Below are 14,485 nucleotides of genomic sequence, written 5' to 3' on the forward strand. Positions count from 1 at the left end.
CGGCCACCCCGTACCGCGGGTTTCCGCACGAAGCGAGTGATGCGGTAGGCGTCAGCTGAGTGTTGGGAAGAGTTGCGTACCACGAAGCCATGGGTCACGGGAGCGGCCCGACCGCGAACGCTCCGACGGCAACCCGCTCAGCTGCGAGGAGCGCCTGCGGTTCCTGGCCAACCGCAGCTTCACTAGCAGCGCGGCCGCGCCGGGATGACGCACGACCGAACCGGGGGATATTGGGTGGGTACGTCACCAGCCCGCTCGGTAGTTTTGGCGGGTGCCCCCACAGATTCCGCATCCCGAGCCCGGTGTCCCGGACACGAGGGGGCCGATGCGGTACGTCTGGTGGCTGGTTCGCTGCCAACCCTGGCGGGTGCTGCGCGGCACCGTGGTCGGCACGGCGTGGATGATCGGGCTGTCGGTCCGGCCGTACCTGGTCTCCCGCGCCGTCGACGACGGACTGCGCGCGCACGACCCCCGAGCCCTGCTGCTCTGGGTCGCGGCAATCGTCGTCGCGGGGGCGGGGCTGTCGTACCTGGGCATCATGCGGCACCGCACGATGACCTTCGTCCGAGAGGACGCTACAGCCCGCTCCGCAGCGGTCCTGCTGCGCCAGTTGTCCCGGATCGGCGCGGTGCTGCCGCGCCGGCTCGCCGCGGGGGAGGTCGCCACGGTCGGCGGCTCCGACATCGGCTACACGTCGCAGGTGCTGACGATGACCGGCCCGGGCGTCGGCGCTGTCATCGCGTACGCGGTCATCGCCGTCGTGCTGTGGTCGGTCTCCCCGTTGCTGGCGCTGTGCGTGCTGCTGGGCGTGCCGGCGATCGCGCTGATCATCGGACCGCTGCTGCGCCGCCTCGAACGGGCGGAGTCCGTATACCGGCACCAGCAGGGCGTCCTCACCACCCGGGCCGGCGACATCGTGGCCGGGCTGCGGGTGCTGGCCGGGGTCGGCGGCCGCGGCCTGTTCGCCCGCCGGTACGCCGCCCGCTCCCAGGACCTGCTCGCCGAGGGCTACCGGGTCGGTGCCGTCTACAGCTGGATCGACGCGTTGACGGTCGCCATACCGGGGCTGTTCCTCGCGGCCGTGGTGTGGCTCGCGGCCCGGATGGCGGTCGCTGGCGACATCACGGTCGGGCAGATGGTCGCCGTCTACGGATACGTGGCGACGCTCATCGTGCCGGTCTGGTTCCTGCTGGAGGGCAGCTACGGGGTGATCCGGGGCCGGGTCGCCGCCCGCCGCATCATCGCCCTGCTCAACCTGACCCCGGACCACGTCGGCGGCCCGACCCCGCAGGACGTGGGCGGGCTGGGAAACGTACCCGGTGCCCGCCGGCCGCTAGCCAGGTCCGCGCCGGTACGGCCCGCGGACCTGTACGACCCTGCTTGCGGACTGACCGTGGGCGACGGTCGGCTGGTCGGCGTCGCCGCCGACGACCCGGCCGAGGCCATCGCCCTGGCCGACCGGCTCGGACGCTATGTCGTCAGCGACGTGACCTGGGGCGGCGTGCCGCTGACCGGGATCGCACTCGACCAGGTACGCGCCCGGATCCTGGTCGCCGACCACGACTCCTACCTCTTCGCCGGGACCCTACGGGACATCCTGCGTGCCCGGGAGGCGAGCGCCGACGGCCGGGCGGGGAACGGCGGCACCCTCGCCCGGGAGGGAGGCGCTGACCACCGGGTCACGGCGGCCCTGCGTATCGCGTCGGCGGAGGACGTCGCCGACGCGCTGCCGGTCGGGCTCGGCACCCCGATCGACACCCGGGCCCGCACACTCTCCGGCGGCCAGCGCCAACGGGTACGGCTGGCCCGGGCGCTGCTCGCCGAACCTGAGGTGCTGATCCTCATCGACCCGACGTCGGCGGTGGACGCGCACACGGAGGCGCGGATCGCCGAGCGGCTGCGCGCTGCGCGGGCTGGGCGGACCACCATCGTGCTCGCTACGTCACCGTTGCTGCTCGGGCACGCCGACACGGTCGCGCATCTGAGTGAGGGTCGGATCGTCGCCACCGGCACGCACGCCGAACTGCTCGAACAGGACCGGGGCTACCGGCAATTGGTGGCCCGGGGCAGCGACGCCCTCGACTCCGAAGACTTCACCGGGCCCGAGGGGGCGTTGCGGTGAGCCGGCTGCCAGTAGCGGACCGCGCCGCCGTCCGACGGGAGATGCTGGACCTCGTCGGCCGGGACCGGCGCGCGGTCCTGGTCGTGCTGGTGCTGCACGGTGCCGCCGCGATCGCCGGACTCGCCGCGCCGTGGCTGCTCGGCACAATCGTCGACCAGGTTGCCGCCGGCGCGCGCGTCGCCACCGTGGACCGCTTGGCGGTGGCGATCGGCGGATGCGTTCTGGTGCAGGCGCTGCTCTCCCGGTACGCCCAGTACGCCGGTCACCGGTTCGGGGAGCGGGCGGTTGCGCGGCTACGCGAGGAGTTCATCCGCAAGACGCTCGGCCTGCCCGTCTCCGTCGTCGAGCGGGCCGGCTCCGGGGACCTCGCCACCCGCAGCTCCGTCGACGTGTCAACCGTCGGGACCACCGTCCGCGACGTCGTGCCCACCATCGTCATCGCATCGGCGCAGCTGACGCTGCTGTTCGGGGCGATCTTCCTGCTGCACCCGATGCTCGGCCTGGTCGCGCTGGCCGGGCTGCCGCCGATCTGGGCGGCGAGCCGCTGGTACCTGCGACGGGCCAGCTCCGCCTACCTCGCCGAGGGCGCCGCCACCGCGGAGCTGACCGAGACGCTGACCACCACCGCCGAGGGCGCGCGCACCGTGGAGGCGCTGCGCCTCACCGACGACCGGATCGTCCATGGCACCGAGCGCATCGCCCGGGTGTGGACCACCCGACGGGCGACGCTCGCGCTGCGGACCGTGTTCTACACCGTGGTGGAGGCCAGCTATCCGTTGCCGATCGCCGCAGTGCTGCTGGTCGGCGGATTCTTCCTGTCCAAGGGGATGGTCTCGCTCGGTGAAGTGGTCGCCGCCGCGCTCTATCTCCAGCAGGCGATCGAGCCGTTGGACCGAATCCTGCAGTGGACCGAACAGGCGCAGCGCGGCTTCGCGTCATTCGCTCGCGTGCTCGGCGTCGGCCAGGTGCCACCGGAGCCGCCCGGCAAGGCGTCCGCGCCACCAGGGGAGCGGCTCGTCGTGCGCGGCGCCCGATTCTCGTACACCGACGGCCACGACGTCCTGCACGGCATCGACCTGGAGGTACGGCCCGGCGAGCGGCTGGCCGTCGTCGGCCCGTCGGGCGCCGGGAAGTCCACCCTGGCCCGGCTGCTGGCCGGGATCGACGCGCCGCGACACGGCGTGGTCAGCATCGGCGGCTGCCCGGTCACCGACCTGGATCCCGCCGAGCGCCGCCGCCGGATCGCCCTGGTCACCCAGGAACACCACGTATTCATCGGCTCGGTGCGCGACAACCTCGCCTTCGCCGCGCCGGACGCGTCCGACGACCAGATGCGAGCCGCGCTGGTCGCCGTCGGCGCCGACTGGTACGCCGAGCTGCCCGACGGCCTCGACACGGAACTCGGCGACGGGGCCAGGCAACTCGGGGCGGCCGATGCGCAGCAGCTCGCGCTGGCCCGGCTGGTGCTCGCCGACCCGCACACGCTGATCCTCGACGAGGCGACCGCCGCGCTCGATCCGACCACCGCCCGACGTACCGAGCGCGCGCTGGCGGCCGTGCTCACCGGCCGGACCGTCATCGCGATCGCGCACCGGCTCAACACCGCGCACGACGCCGACCGGGTCGCCGTGATGGAGGACGGCCGGATCACCGAACTCGGCAGCCACGACGAACTCGTCCGCGCCGACGGGGCCTACGCCTCCCTCTGGCGCTCCTGGCACAGCTGAGAGGTCCGTGCAGCAACGCCCGGGCCGGCTCGCCGTCGCGCCCTGCTCGCCCGATTTCCTGCAGGTAGCTGTCCGTTGTGCAGTCTTCCCTGACGCCCGCACTGAGCAGCGGCAACAGCTCGGCACGCGCGACAGCGACGTCCGATAGCTACGCGGGCGGGTTGCGTCCCGCAGGGTGGGTAGAAGCTAACTGGCTTCGACGTGCGGCGGTTCCCATGATCAGCCGGGGTCACCAACCAGCCGCCACAGGTTGAAGATCAAGCTAAGTCACTGTTGACGTACCGAAGGGCGCCGCCGCGAAGTAACGCTTCGACCATCGTCAACGCGCTGGTCAGGCTCGCGCTGCCCCAGTCAGTCCGTGACATCATTGCGCCCATGGGGAAGCAGCAGGACGTCGGCGGGCCTGATCGTCACAGCGGGTCAGGTACCACCGCCCACCGTGCGATCGGTGGGAGCGTCGACGCGCGGCTCGCCGTCGCGCAGGACCCCGCAACGCCACAGATGACCCTCATCGACTTAGCGTCCGACCCGTCGGCTGTGGTCCGTAAGGCGGTCGCGGCCCGGACCGACGCACCCGCGCAGGCACTGCGACCGCTGACCCGGGACCCTGATCGTCAGGTCCGGGAGGCCGTGGCAAGAAACCCTTCGACCTCGGTCGCCAATCTCTTGCGTCTCGTCAAAGACGCCGACCGGTGGGTCCGCTGGGCGGTCGCCGGCAACCCGGCTTGCGACGAGTCGGTTCGCCGGGTGATGTCAGAGGCACCCGACAAGGAGCTTCGTGGCCTCCTCGCGGAGATGCGGGAGTTGGAGCCCGATCTGGCCGCCAGGCTGATCGACGACGTCTCACCCGAGGTACGGGAACGACTCGCCACCCACACCCACGACCCCGACGTGATCACCGCCCTGATGGCCGATCGCACCGCACGGGTACGCAAGGGGGTCGCCCGCAACCCGCGGACCACCGCCGAGCAGCGCAGCACGCTTGCCCAGGACCCCGTAGTCGACGTCCGTGCCGCGCTGGTCCGCGCGGTCCAGCTGGACGAGGCGGATCTGGAACGCCTGGTTGACGACCGTTCGGTGCAGGTCCGACTGGCGATGGCAACATCCGAGGTCATCCCGCCGCACATCCGGCGGGCCCTCGAGCGCGACCCCGACGATACGGTTGCCGGCGCGGCGCGGGGTTTCCGCCCGGCGTCTGGCAACTCCCCAGTGATACGGGCTCCACGCGTCGGTCACCGGCCCTCCGGGACCGACCCAGGTCGACCGGGCGGCGCCGCACGCTAAGGCCGCGGCATCTCTGCCACGGCCCATACCGGGCGGGCACGTCCCGCCACGGCGAACCTACCCTGGTCCGCCACCGGGTTCCGTCGATCAACTGCCGTCTCGTCCATTTCCGCAGACGACCCCGTCAAGGCCCGTGGTTGAGTCACGGTTCAGGTGAGGGTGCTCGATCACCCGGATGACGCCAGCATGGCTGCGGGCCCGCGACGCACAGGTTGAAGATCAAGCTAGGGGGCGCTCAGGCGGTACGGCGCCGCCACAGACGGGTGGTAGAGCGCGTCACCGGCCAACGCCACATCCACACCGTCAACGTCGCCGTCAAGCAGGTATGCGCGAGACCCTGCCCGCCGGTCCAGGCCGACGCCCAGAATGGCGGCGGGAGGACATGGCCCGCCTCGGCTTCGAGTCGCGCCCAGAGGACGATCGCGTCCTCGGCCGTGACCAGTCGCACCTCCGGCACCAGCGGCACCGGGGCCAGCCGGACGCCGGTCGATGCCGGCGGTCCCGGCCGCGTACTCGGGGGCGGACAGCGCTTGCAACACCAGCGGTTTGAGGCCGGGAAGGACCGCGGTGTCGAAACGGACCGGCATTCGCCGGTCCGTGGTCTCAGCCACCGCCGTGGCGACGGGCGAGGCCTCGTCGCCCACGGCTTGGCGGAGTCAACGTCAGACCAGACGGATGTTCGCGGCCTGAAGGCCCTTCTGGCCCTGCTCGACGTCGAACTCGACCCGCTGGTTCTCTTCCAGGCTGCGGAACCCGCTCGATGAGATGGCCGAGAAGTGGGCGAAGACGTCAGCGCCGCCACCATCCTGTGCGATGAAGCCGAAGCCCTTGTCCGCGTTGAACCACTTGACTGTGCCGAGTGCCATGTCTTCTCCTTTGAGTAGCGGATGGAGCCACGTACGGGCCCTCGGTTGCCGCCGCTGCCGGTCCGGAAGAACCGGCAGGACAAAAAGCGCCTGGCGGGTTAGATATCCACCAGGCGCTGGCAAAGTATGCGACAAACCGAAGGTTGCAACCCGGTGAGGCTAGCACGGGCGCGCCGCGCGGTGCCTTCACTGTCAGCGCTGACCGCGCCGGCTACCAACCCGCGTGCCGGAAGAGAACGCCGCCGCGCCCCGTGTCGCGGACGTGGTTTCCGCGGCACTCGCCCGACGACTTTCCGAGCCTCTCCCGCGCGTTGCGCTGGCGGTCGATCCGCCCGTCGCTGTGCCCGGATTCGGGCGCCGCGTGGCGCTGTGGCCTCGTCCGTGATGTGACGCCGTCGTTGCTACGGGAGGCGTCACGAAGCGGCGCTCGCCCGGGGCGAGTTCGGTGAGCAGCGAGTCACCGGGCCCAAGCCGAGTGATCGTCGGGTTGATGCCGGCTTGGCGGGTGAGGTCGCGCACGTCGGTGACCTGGTCGTCGGTCATCAGGGTGACAACGGTGCCGCTCGCTCCGGCACGCGCGGTCCGCCCCGAGCGGTGCAGGTATGCCTTGTGCTCGGCGGGCGGGTCGGCGTGGATCACGAGAGCCACATCGTCGACATGGATACCGCGCGCCGCGATGTCGGTCGCGACGAGCGTGCGGGCATCGCCGGCGGAGAACGCCGCCAGATTGCGGGTGCGGGCGTTTTGCGCCAGGTTGCCGTGCAGTTCCACGGCGGGCACACCCGAGGCGACCAGTTGACTGGTCAGCTGCTTGGCGCCCCGCTTCGTGCGAGTGAACACGAGCGTGCGCCCCGGGGCGGCCGTCAGGTCGATCAAGACGGGGAGCCGGTCATCGTGACGCACCCGGAGCACGTGGTGGGTCATCGCGGCGACCGGGGACATCGCCGAGTCGACGCTGTGGGTGACTGGGTTGGAGAGGTATCGCCGCACGAGGACGTCGACGCCCGCGTCGAGCGTCGCCGAGAACAGCAGCCGCTGGGAGCGGGGCGGTGTCGTGTCGAGGAGTCGCCGTACGACCGGCAGGAAGCCCAGGTCGGCCATGTGGTCCGCCTCGTCGAGCACCGTTAACTCGACGGCGTCGAGGATTGCGTGGCCGGTCGACACGTGGTCGGCGAGCCGGCCGGGACAGGCGATGAGGATATCGACCCCGGCACGCAGTGCACTGACCTGTGGCCGCGCGCTCACCCCGCCGAAGATCGTCAGGGTCCGCAGCGACAGCGCGGTGGCCAGCGGTGCGATCGTCGCTTCGATCTGGGTCGCCAGCTCGCGAGTGGGCGCCAGGATGAGCGAGCGCGGGCGGCCGGGCAGCCGTGGAGACGCGGCGGCCGAGAGCCGGGCGAGGACCGGAAGAGCGAAGGCGTATGTCTTGCCCGATCCCGTGCGGCCCCGACCGAGCACGTCGCGTCCGGCGAGTGAATCCGGGAGCGTCGCGGCCTGGATCGGGAATGGCGTGCTGATGCCCGCCTGCTCGAGCGCGGCGACCAGGCGGCCGGGCACGCCGAGGTCAGCGAAGGAGGTGGGTGTGACAAGGGGTGTCTTGCTGGGGCGGCGTGCCGCCATGGGAGTCTCCGAACGTGGAAGGGGTCGCCCTGCACGGCGCTGACCGATTGGTCGCGGCGCGTGGTGGTCGACGTCAGATGCAGGCCGTGGTCGGAACCGGCGGGCGGCTTGATCAATTCTACCCACACCCCAGCCCAAGCCGTACACGATGGTTGTTTTGGGTTAGGGTTTCGCGGGCGAAGCGAAACGGATCCGTCACCCACGGCGAGCACACCGGATCCACCCCGCTCATTTTCCGCACCCGGCTTGCATGTGCAAGCGGGCGAATCGCGCGTTGGCGCGCAAACTCTGGAGCAACTGTTGATTGATGTAACCATGCATGACTCAAATCCATTCCGTGAAGCACCGGGATCGGATGCGCCTTGCGACCACATGCCTGCCGTCGACGTGAATTCGGCTGCGATGACCCGCCTGCGCACCCCGTTCGCTGTTGACGGTGACGCCGACGGAAGCCGGCGACCGCGCCCATCGCCGCTCGTTTAGGCATCACGACGCCACGGAGCCCAGCCGGTAAGGGCGACCACGCGTGTTCCGTTCGACGCGTCGCAGGTATCGAGTTCATGTGCAGGTGGATCAGCGCGTCTCCACGACCGGACCATCGGATGGGGCGGTGGCGGTGGACCGCCGCTCGGCCGTACCCGCATACATCGTCGTGTCGGCCATCCCGATCAACGTGTACCCGGTCGATCCTGCTGCCGCGACCCGCGACCGCCGCACCCATCGTGACCCCGGTCGGGGTGGTTGCCCCAGTGCAACCAGCGCGGTGTAGGCGCCGCCCGTCTCGGCCGGGGCGATGTGAGTCGAACAGCTCCTGACATGACCTGCTTGGGGCCTGATTGGATGGGTGGGAGGTATGTGCGTCGAGGCGGTCAAACGTGGCCGCTCAGAAAGGCATACGCGCGGCGTCGCGGACGCTGCGCTCCGCGGGTGCGTTCTGCGCCGACCCGGTCAGGCCTTCCGACTCTCGTCCACAATCCCTTGGTTTCCCGATCACGCCGACCGCCTTCTCAAGATCATTATGGTTCGTCTGCGTGCACGCGCTGCTATACGATCAGCAGGTGAGAATCGAGCGTCACTGGTGGAATGGGGACCGGAGTTTGCGGGGGCGTCGCGACGTCTATATCCGCAGCGACGGCCAGCGATGGGAAGTGGAGGCGCAGACCGGCGGCATCGCCGGCCGGTCGAAGTTACACGCCTGTCCGAGTCGGACGTCGGCGCAGATCCTCGCCGATGCATGGCTGGGTGTTCGTCCGGACTGGCGGGAACTGGTGCCCTGACGGCGAACGTCAGGAGCACTCCCGGCAGACCTCCCGGCCGTCGGGCTGCGCGGCGAGCTGACTGCGGTGGTGCACCAGGAAGCAACGCGGGCATCGGAACTCGTCCGGCTGCATCGGCACGACCGCCACGGTGAGTTCCTCGCCGGACAGGTCCGCGCCAGGCAACTCGAACTTCTCGGCAGCCTCGGCCTCGTCGAGGTCGACTCTCGGTGACTGCGCCGCCGCGCCGCGCGCCTTGAGTTCCTCCAAGCCGTCGTCTTCAACCTCAACCGCCGGTCGGCGCGGTGCGTCGTAATCGATGGGCTTGCTCATCGTGATGGCCTCTTGCCTCTCCGGCTTGGTCCATGGGTGTCACGACGGTAGACCGCGCGGGTCATGTCGTGGCGCTCAAGAGAGCCGTGGAAGGGTAGCGCTCGCCCATGAAGGCGAGGGGCACCATAAGCAGTGATTGCCATTTCAACGGAGAATGACTCCGCACTCCCCCGGCCATGGCCGGTCCCGAAGGGCACTGGGAGGGACCGCAGGTCAAGGTACGACGATGCGAGCAGCGCAGCGGGGCCCAACGCCATTCAGCGCCGTTCAACGCGCCCCGCTGCTCCCGCTCTGCCCCCTGCCACCATCGCCGCGGACACCGGAAGCCGTGTACCGACGAAAGCTCCACCAACGGATCAGCCGCTTCGGCGGTTACCCCACTGGCGCGGGCTCTGGACCGAGCCCCGGCCGCCGGGGCGCTGACCCTTTCCATATGGTTGAGGCGAGGCCACCTTGCCCTTCGCGCGTCGGACAGCCCGATTTGCGTAAACGGCAACCTCGTCGGTCTCGGTCTCGGCCGTGGTTGGCCTGTCGGCATCCTCGGCGTGGACGTCTTGAGCCGGCTCAGGCTCCAGCATCGTATCTCCCTGGATTCGTGGGGTGCCCTGCGGACCGTCGCCAGCCGGCGGACGCGGACTGCTCGACGCCCGGTGGGGGCACATTGACGATATCGCAAGGCCGAGCCCGTCCGATCGACGGTCCGTAGGCCCAGCGCGGGTGGCGACCGCCGTTAGATCTGCGGCAGCCGATACGCGAACGAGAGCTGACCGGAAGGGCCACCCAACCGCCCGACTGATCTTCAAACTGCCGAGCTCACTGCCCGCCGTTTGCGACTCAAGAATCGAGGCGTAGAAACCAAAAACCGCAGGCCAACGGCCTGCGATGAAGATCGGAGCTGCTCATTAGGAAACCGATGCTCTATCCCCTGAGCTACGAGGGCGCGAGGGCCCAGCCTACCTGCCAGGGGGTGCTCACGAGTAGCCAGGAGTGCCCGCCGGTGCTCACGGATGCCAGGCGTCCCGTGCTCCGACCGATGGAGCGCACATGGAGCACACCGGTCGGCACCAGACGCGGGCATGTCCATGGCTGCCCGGCCGTGGCCACCGCTGCCCAAATGTACCCATGACTCACCGAGCGCTTTTCGAGCATGGCAGAGAGTGCAGTTGCTCGGCCGCCGCCGTCCGTCGATCTTGCGGTTTGCCGGGTAGAGGACGACCGCGATCCCGGCGGTCGTTCGGCATCGGACTCCGGATCAGAAGGTTAGGGGTTCGAGTCCCTTCGGGCGCACAGCTGCTACGCATCACCAAACACCTCACCGACGTACGAACATCACCGATCCGATGACCGGAGACGCCACGCCGGCTCCCAGCCGTCCATACGACGGCGAGCGAGTCGGACCCACTACCCGCTTCCCGCTGGCGTGATGCTGAGCCCTGGAGTGGGTACGACAAACGGTCCCTCTGGTGGAGAAGGACCGTAAGGCGATGAGATCAGGCAGCGTCCGTTTGCCGTTAGCGCTGGTGGTTCTGGTTGTGCCGGAGGGCTTCTTCGAGCTGGTCTTCGAGAATGATTATCCGGCAGGCGGCTTCCAGGGCGGTGCCTTGGTCAACCATCTCCCGGGCCCGCGCGGCAAGGCGCAACTGGTAACGGGAGTAGCGGCGGTGGCCGCCGGCCGACCGGAAGGGGGTGATCAGCTTTGCCTCGTCGAGGCGACGCAGAAAGTCCTGCGAGGCACCGGTGATCTCCGCGGCGCGGCCCATCGTGTAGGCGGGGTAGTCGTCGTCACCGAACATGTCGTCGGGTTGGGCCATACACGTACCTCTCCATGACGAGGGCCCCGGCGCTTTCCACGCCGGGGCCCGGGGTTACGGGTCAAAAACACCTCTACCGACAGGTTCGTCGGGTTGTCGTATCCGCACCTGCCGCCGTCGGCGGTTTGGGGTGCGAGGATCGCATAAGCGTGACCGGAGACCACCTCTCGTTCGATGGAAACTGCGGTGTCCGGCTCCAGAGTTGAACTGCGTCCTGGAGACGGGCGATCCAACGGTGTTCGGGCCCTCCCTTTCCTCTGCTTCCAATTTCTGTGGTGCTTGTCGTGCTGCCCGCCGGTGTCGGAGCCCCACGCGACTTCATGGCCCCGTCCACGTGCGACGGATTGTCCTGCCAGGCGAGCCCTGAACCAGCATCGGCCCACCTGCTTGCCCTGACCTGGAATTACGTCAAGGTCTTACTTTCCACTCCCACGTGCCTTACCTTGCCTTGCTGCGTGCGGTGATCAGCACTTCCACCGCTGTGCCGAGCGAGCCACGACATGTGTCCGGGGCCCTGTGTAACGCTCGGCCTGTCTCGTCTGCGTCTTCGATGATCTCTGCTGTCAACGACAGGAACACTAGCCAGGCGCGGCGGGAATGTCTAGTGGTTCGGACCTAGATTTTCTGGACGGCCGTCCCTGCTTTCAGCAGCGCATCGACGGTTGTCCCGACGGCTGGTAGCAACCGCCGTCCTGCTTGGGTGGAGCTACGTCACCGCGGTACTCGGCCGCCTCGAATTGCGCACCGGGGGGGTGTTCGCTGCTCAACGCCGGCCACGTGCCACCGCTGCTCGTCCGCGACGGCGACACCCAGGAACTGCCGCTACCCGGAACTTCCCCTGGGCATGTTCCCCGGGATCGGCTACCGCGCCGGCGAGATCACGCTGCGACCGAGAGACCGCTTGGTCGTGGTCACCGACGGCATGCGCGAGCGCAAGGCCGCCGGCCTGGACCTACCCGCAAAATTGCGGGAGATGACCGGTCTGCATCCGCGTGAGGCCGTCCGGTCGCTGGCCGACGCCGTGCTCGAGGTGGCCGGACCGGTCTTGGCCGATGATGCCGCCCTGCTGATCCTCGACTGGCACAACGGGCACAGCGAGGAACGGAGTGCCGACGCCGGTGCCGACCAGGCGCGGACCAGCGCGGCGCTGCCGGACTGACTATCCGCCGGCCACACCGTCGGTTGACGGCACGTCAGCCGCGGGCCACCTCGACGCTGTCATAGACATCGATGGCCCGATCCACTGACGTAATGCTCAGGACGCTGCGCACAGCGGGGTGCACCGCGGCGAGGCACAAACGGCCGCCGACGTCACTCAACGTCTTGAAGCCAGGAGCCGCGCTCGCAAACCTTTAACGAGCGAGCACAGGAACATGCCGTTGCGACCGGCATCCAAGGGAGGAGCACGTAAGACCGCCGGGTAGGCGGCGGGAGTCTCACCCGCCGCCCCCCACAGATCCGTACGTGACAGTCTCCCGTCATACGGCTCTTGTCGTCCTGATCATCTAGAAGGCGTTGACCCATGCCCAGTGGGCGAAGGCTTTCGGGTACTGGTCGATGATGCGCTGCCAGCCCGCCTTGGCCTTCTTGAAGGATCGAACTCGTTTGAACTTGTGGCGCAGGAACCGCATCAGGTAGGCGTTGATGCGTTGCAGGAACGGATACAGTGCGGAGCGGTTGAACCGCCCGTAGTACTGCATCCAGCCGCGCACAATCGGGTTGATCCACCGTGCGAGGTCGGCGAGGGTCTGGCCGGTTTTGCGGTCCAGTCGCCATCGGCGAACTGTCCCACTGATCTTCTTCAGGGCTTCCTTGCTGATCGCGGGCGCGAACGACGTGAAGGTCTTGCTCTCACGTTCGTTACGCGCGCCCCTGGCGCGAAACGTGTATCCAAGGAACGTGAACGCGGTGTGCTCATATGTTGCGCGCCGGTTCACGTCCTTGCAGTACACGATCTTGGTCTTGTCGGGATGCAACCGCAGCCCGACCTGAACCATCCTGTCCGCGATCGCCTCGACCAGGCGCTCGGCCTGGCCTCGGTTTACGCAATGCACCACCGCATCATCTGCATACCTTTCGAACGGGACACCCGGATGCTCCCGGGCCATCCACGCGTCGAACGCATAGTGCATGAACAGGTTCGCCAACACGGGTGACACCGCGGAACCCTGTGGAGTCCCCCGGTCTCGCCGCTGCAAGGTCCCGTCAGGTAGCTGTAGCGGCGCGACCAGCCACCGCTTGACATACAGCACCACCCACGGAACATCGGTGTGAACCTGCACCGCCTTGACCATGAGAGCATGATCGACGCTATCGAAGAACTTCTCGACGTCCAGGTCGATGACCCAGTTGAAGTCCCAGCAGCGTTGCCGGCATGCTCCCACCGCGTCCAGCGCCGACCTTCTCGGCCGATATCCGTAGGAATCTGGATGGAAGATCGCTTCGACCTTCGCCTCCAGCCTGCGCGATACCACCGTCTGGGCGATCCTGTCCGCGACAGTTGGCACCCCTAAAACCCTGGTGCCACCGCCATGCGATTTCGGTATCTCCACCGCCTTCACCGGAGGCGGAAAATAGGACCCCGACGACATCCGATTCCAGATCCGATACAGGTTGTTCTTCAGATCCGACTCGAACTCCTCGATAGTCACTCCATCCACTCCGGCTGCGCCCTTATTGGCCTTCACCTGCCGGTAAGCCTCCCACACTTCCTGCTTGGAGATCTCAAACGGCTTGCCTTCCGATGACTTCTGTCTATCCACGTGACTCCTCCCGGGAACGCCGGTTGATCAGACGAACAGACCACGAACGACCCGACCCCTTCGCTCCACCGCCGTTACAGCGGCTTCACCACTACTACGAGCCGGTCCGCCAGCACGCTCGGCGACGGTACTCAATCCCTCACGGTTTGCGCCGCTGGAGAGACTCCCTGTCGCCACCCGGAGGCAGCAGTATCCGAGCGCGCCTTCCCCTGTTCCATACGAGAGCAGCAGACCAGGCTCACGTCGCCATCCATGCCGGACACCACCTGGCCAGCAGATCGGGCACCCGCCAGATTCATCCCGGGATTGCATTGGATACCCCGGTTTCGATGCCACCTCATAAACTAACGACACCTCATCGACGATCGTCTTCCTGATCCCCACCTGACGCATCTCGTGCGCCTTTTCCACATCGCTCACCACGACGGTCTTCAGCCAACGCAGCATGTGGTGGTTTGAAGCCTCCCCCCGGCGGGTTCAGCCAGTGGAAGCATTTGCCTCGACGAGTTCGGTGAATATCTCGGAGGGCTTCTTCCAGCCGTGGATCTTACGCGGTCGGTCATTGATCTCGGAAGCCACCATCGCGAGGTATTTCGGGTCGGAGGTGATGGGGACGCCCTTGGGGAAGTACTCGCGCAGGATCCGGTTGGCGTTCTCGTTGCTGCCACGTTGCCAGGGTGAGTGCGGGCGGGCGAAGTAGACCG

General features: G+C 68.2%; 11 protein-coding genes and 1 pseudogene. 5 read left to right on the top strand and 7 right to left on the bottom strand.

Annotated features, from left to right (window positions below):
* Window positions 1-325: 325 nt before the first annotated feature.
* From DKT69_RS08280 to DKT69_RS37660, 3 genes are all read left to right on the top strand, one after another.
* Window positions 326-2,122, top strand: coding sequence for an ABC transporter ATP-binding protein (locus DKT69_RS08280; protein ID WP_236647402.1), 1,797 nt, complete (start codon window positions 326-328; stop codon window positions 2,120-2,122).
* Window positions 2,123-2,163: 41 nt separating this feature from the next.
* Window positions 2,164-3,849 (top strand): ABC transporter ATP-binding protein, encoded by a 1,686-nt coding sequence (locus DKT69_RS08285; protein ID WP_201749541.1) that lies wholly within the window; start codon window positions 2,164-2,166, stop codon window positions 3,847-3,849.
* A 273-nt stretch (window positions 3,850-4,122) separates the two neighbouring features.
* Window positions 4,123-5,133, top strand: coding sequence for a DUF2336 domain-containing protein (locus tag DKT69_RS37660; RefSeq protein ID WP_146231003.1), 1,011 nt, complete (start codon window positions 4,123-4,125; stop codon window positions 5,131-5,133).
* On the opposite strand, the pseudogene DKT69_RS08295 reads toward DKT69_RS37660, so the two are convergent.
* From DKT69_RS08295 to DKT69_RS08310, 3 genes and pseudogenes are all read right to left on the bottom strand, one after another.
* Window positions 5,132-5,254 (bottom strand): annotated as a pseudogene (locus DKT69_RS08295) (transposase); the annotation flags it as partial. The gene DKT69_RS37660 and the pseudogene DKT69_RS08295 overlap by 2 nt on opposite strands.
* 541 nt (window positions 5,255-5,795) lie before the next feature.
* Window positions 5,796-5,999 (bottom strand): cold-shock protein, encoded by a 204-nt coding sequence (locus DKT69_RS08305; RefSeq protein ID WP_091456013.1) that lies wholly within the window; start codon window positions 5,997-5,999, stop codon window positions 5,796-5,798.
* A gap of 192 nt (window positions 6,000-6,191) precedes the next feature.
* On the bottom strand, window positions 6,192-7,619 hold the full coding sequence (locus DKT69_RS08310) for a DEAD/DEAH box helicase (RefSeq protein ID WP_109800998.1): 1,428 nt from the start codon (window positions 7,617-7,619) through the stop codon (window positions 6,192-6,194).
* Between the two features lie 1,058 nt (window positions 7,620-8,677).
* Here DKT69_RS08310 and DKT69_RS08315 point away from each other — a divergent pair.
* Window positions 8,678-8,896 carry a hypothetical protein gene (locus DKT69_RS08315; RefSeq protein WP_109801003.1) on the top strand — a complete coding sequence of 73 codons (219 nt, stop codon included), beginning with the start codon at window positions 8,678-8,680 and terminating at the stop codon, window positions 8,894-8,896.
* 9 nt (window positions 8,897-8,905) lie between these two features.
* Here DKT69_RS08315 and DKT69_RS08320 read toward each other — a convergent pair whose 3' ends face one another.
* Window positions 8,906-9,208 (bottom strand): DUF4193 domain-containing protein, encoded by a 303-nt coding sequence (locus tag DKT69_RS08320; protein ID WP_091634472.1) that lies wholly within the window; start codon window positions 9,206-9,208, stop codon window positions 8,906-8,908.
* Window positions 9,209-10,719: 1,511 nt separating this feature from the next.
* Entirely contained in the window at window positions 10,720-11,019 is a 300-nt protein-coding gene (locus DKT69_RS08330; RefSeq protein WP_109800999.1) for a helix-turn-helix domain-containing protein, read from the bottom strand.
* An 844-nt stretch (window positions 11,020-11,863) separates the two neighbouring features.
* On the opposite strand from DKT69_RS08330, the gene DKT69_RS39600 reads away from it, so the two are divergent.
* On the top strand, window positions 11,864-12,178 hold the full coding sequence (locus tag DKT69_RS39600) for a SpoIIE family protein phosphatase (protein WP_236647403.1): 315 nt from the start codon (window positions 11,864-11,866) through the stop codon (window positions 12,176-12,178).
* 346 nt (window positions 12,179-12,524) lie between these two features.
* Here DKT69_RS39600 and ltrA read toward each other — a convergent pair whose 3' ends face one another.
* Both ltrA and DKT69_RS38205 read right to left on the bottom strand, forming a co-directional pair.
* Entirely contained in the window at window positions 12,525-13,781 is a 1,257-nt protein-coding gene (ltrA, locus tag DKT69_RS08340) for a group II intron reverse transcriptase/maturase (protein WP_109801000.1), read from the bottom strand.
* 477 nt (window positions 13,782-14,258) lie between these two features.
* On the bottom strand, window positions 14,259-14,485 hold a 227-nt coding region (locus DKT69_RS38205), incomplete at its 5' end, for an IS30 family transposase (protein WP_161557750.1).

The sequence above is a fragment of the Micromonospora sicca genome (genome assembly GCF_003172935.1).
GTDB lineage: Bacteria > Actinomycetota > Actinomycetes > Mycobacteriales > Micromonosporaceae > Micromonospora > Micromonospora sicca.

Coding starts and splice junctions, on each gene's coding strand:
- DKT69_RS08280 (WP_236647402.1), top strand. CDS start 326: ATGCGGTACGTCTGGTGGCTGGTTCGCTGCCAACCCTGGCGGGTGCTG.
- DKT69_RS08285 (WP_201749541.1), top strand. CDS start 2,164: ATGCTGGACCTCGTCGGCCGGGACCGGCGCGCGGTCCTGGTCGTGCTG.
- DKT69_RS08305 (WP_091456013.1), bottom strand. CDS start 5,999: ATGGCACTCGGCACAGTCAAGTGGTTCAACGCGGACAAGGGCTTCGGC.
- DKT69_RS08310 (WP_109800998.1), bottom strand. CDS start 7,619: ATGGCGGCACGCCGCCCCAGCAAGACACCCCTTGTCACACCCACCTCC.
- DKT69_RS08320 (WP_091634472.1), bottom strand. CDS start 9,208: ATGAGCAAGCCCATCGATTACGACGCACCGCGCCGACCGGCGGTTGAG.
- DKT69_RS08330 (WP_109800999.1), bottom strand. CDS start 11,019: ATGGCCCAACCCGACGACATGTTCGGTGACGACGACTACCCCGCCTAC.
- DKT69_RS39600 (WP_236647403.1), top strand. CDS start 11,864: ATGTTCCCCGGGATCGGCTACCGCGCCGGCGAGATCACGCTGCGACCG.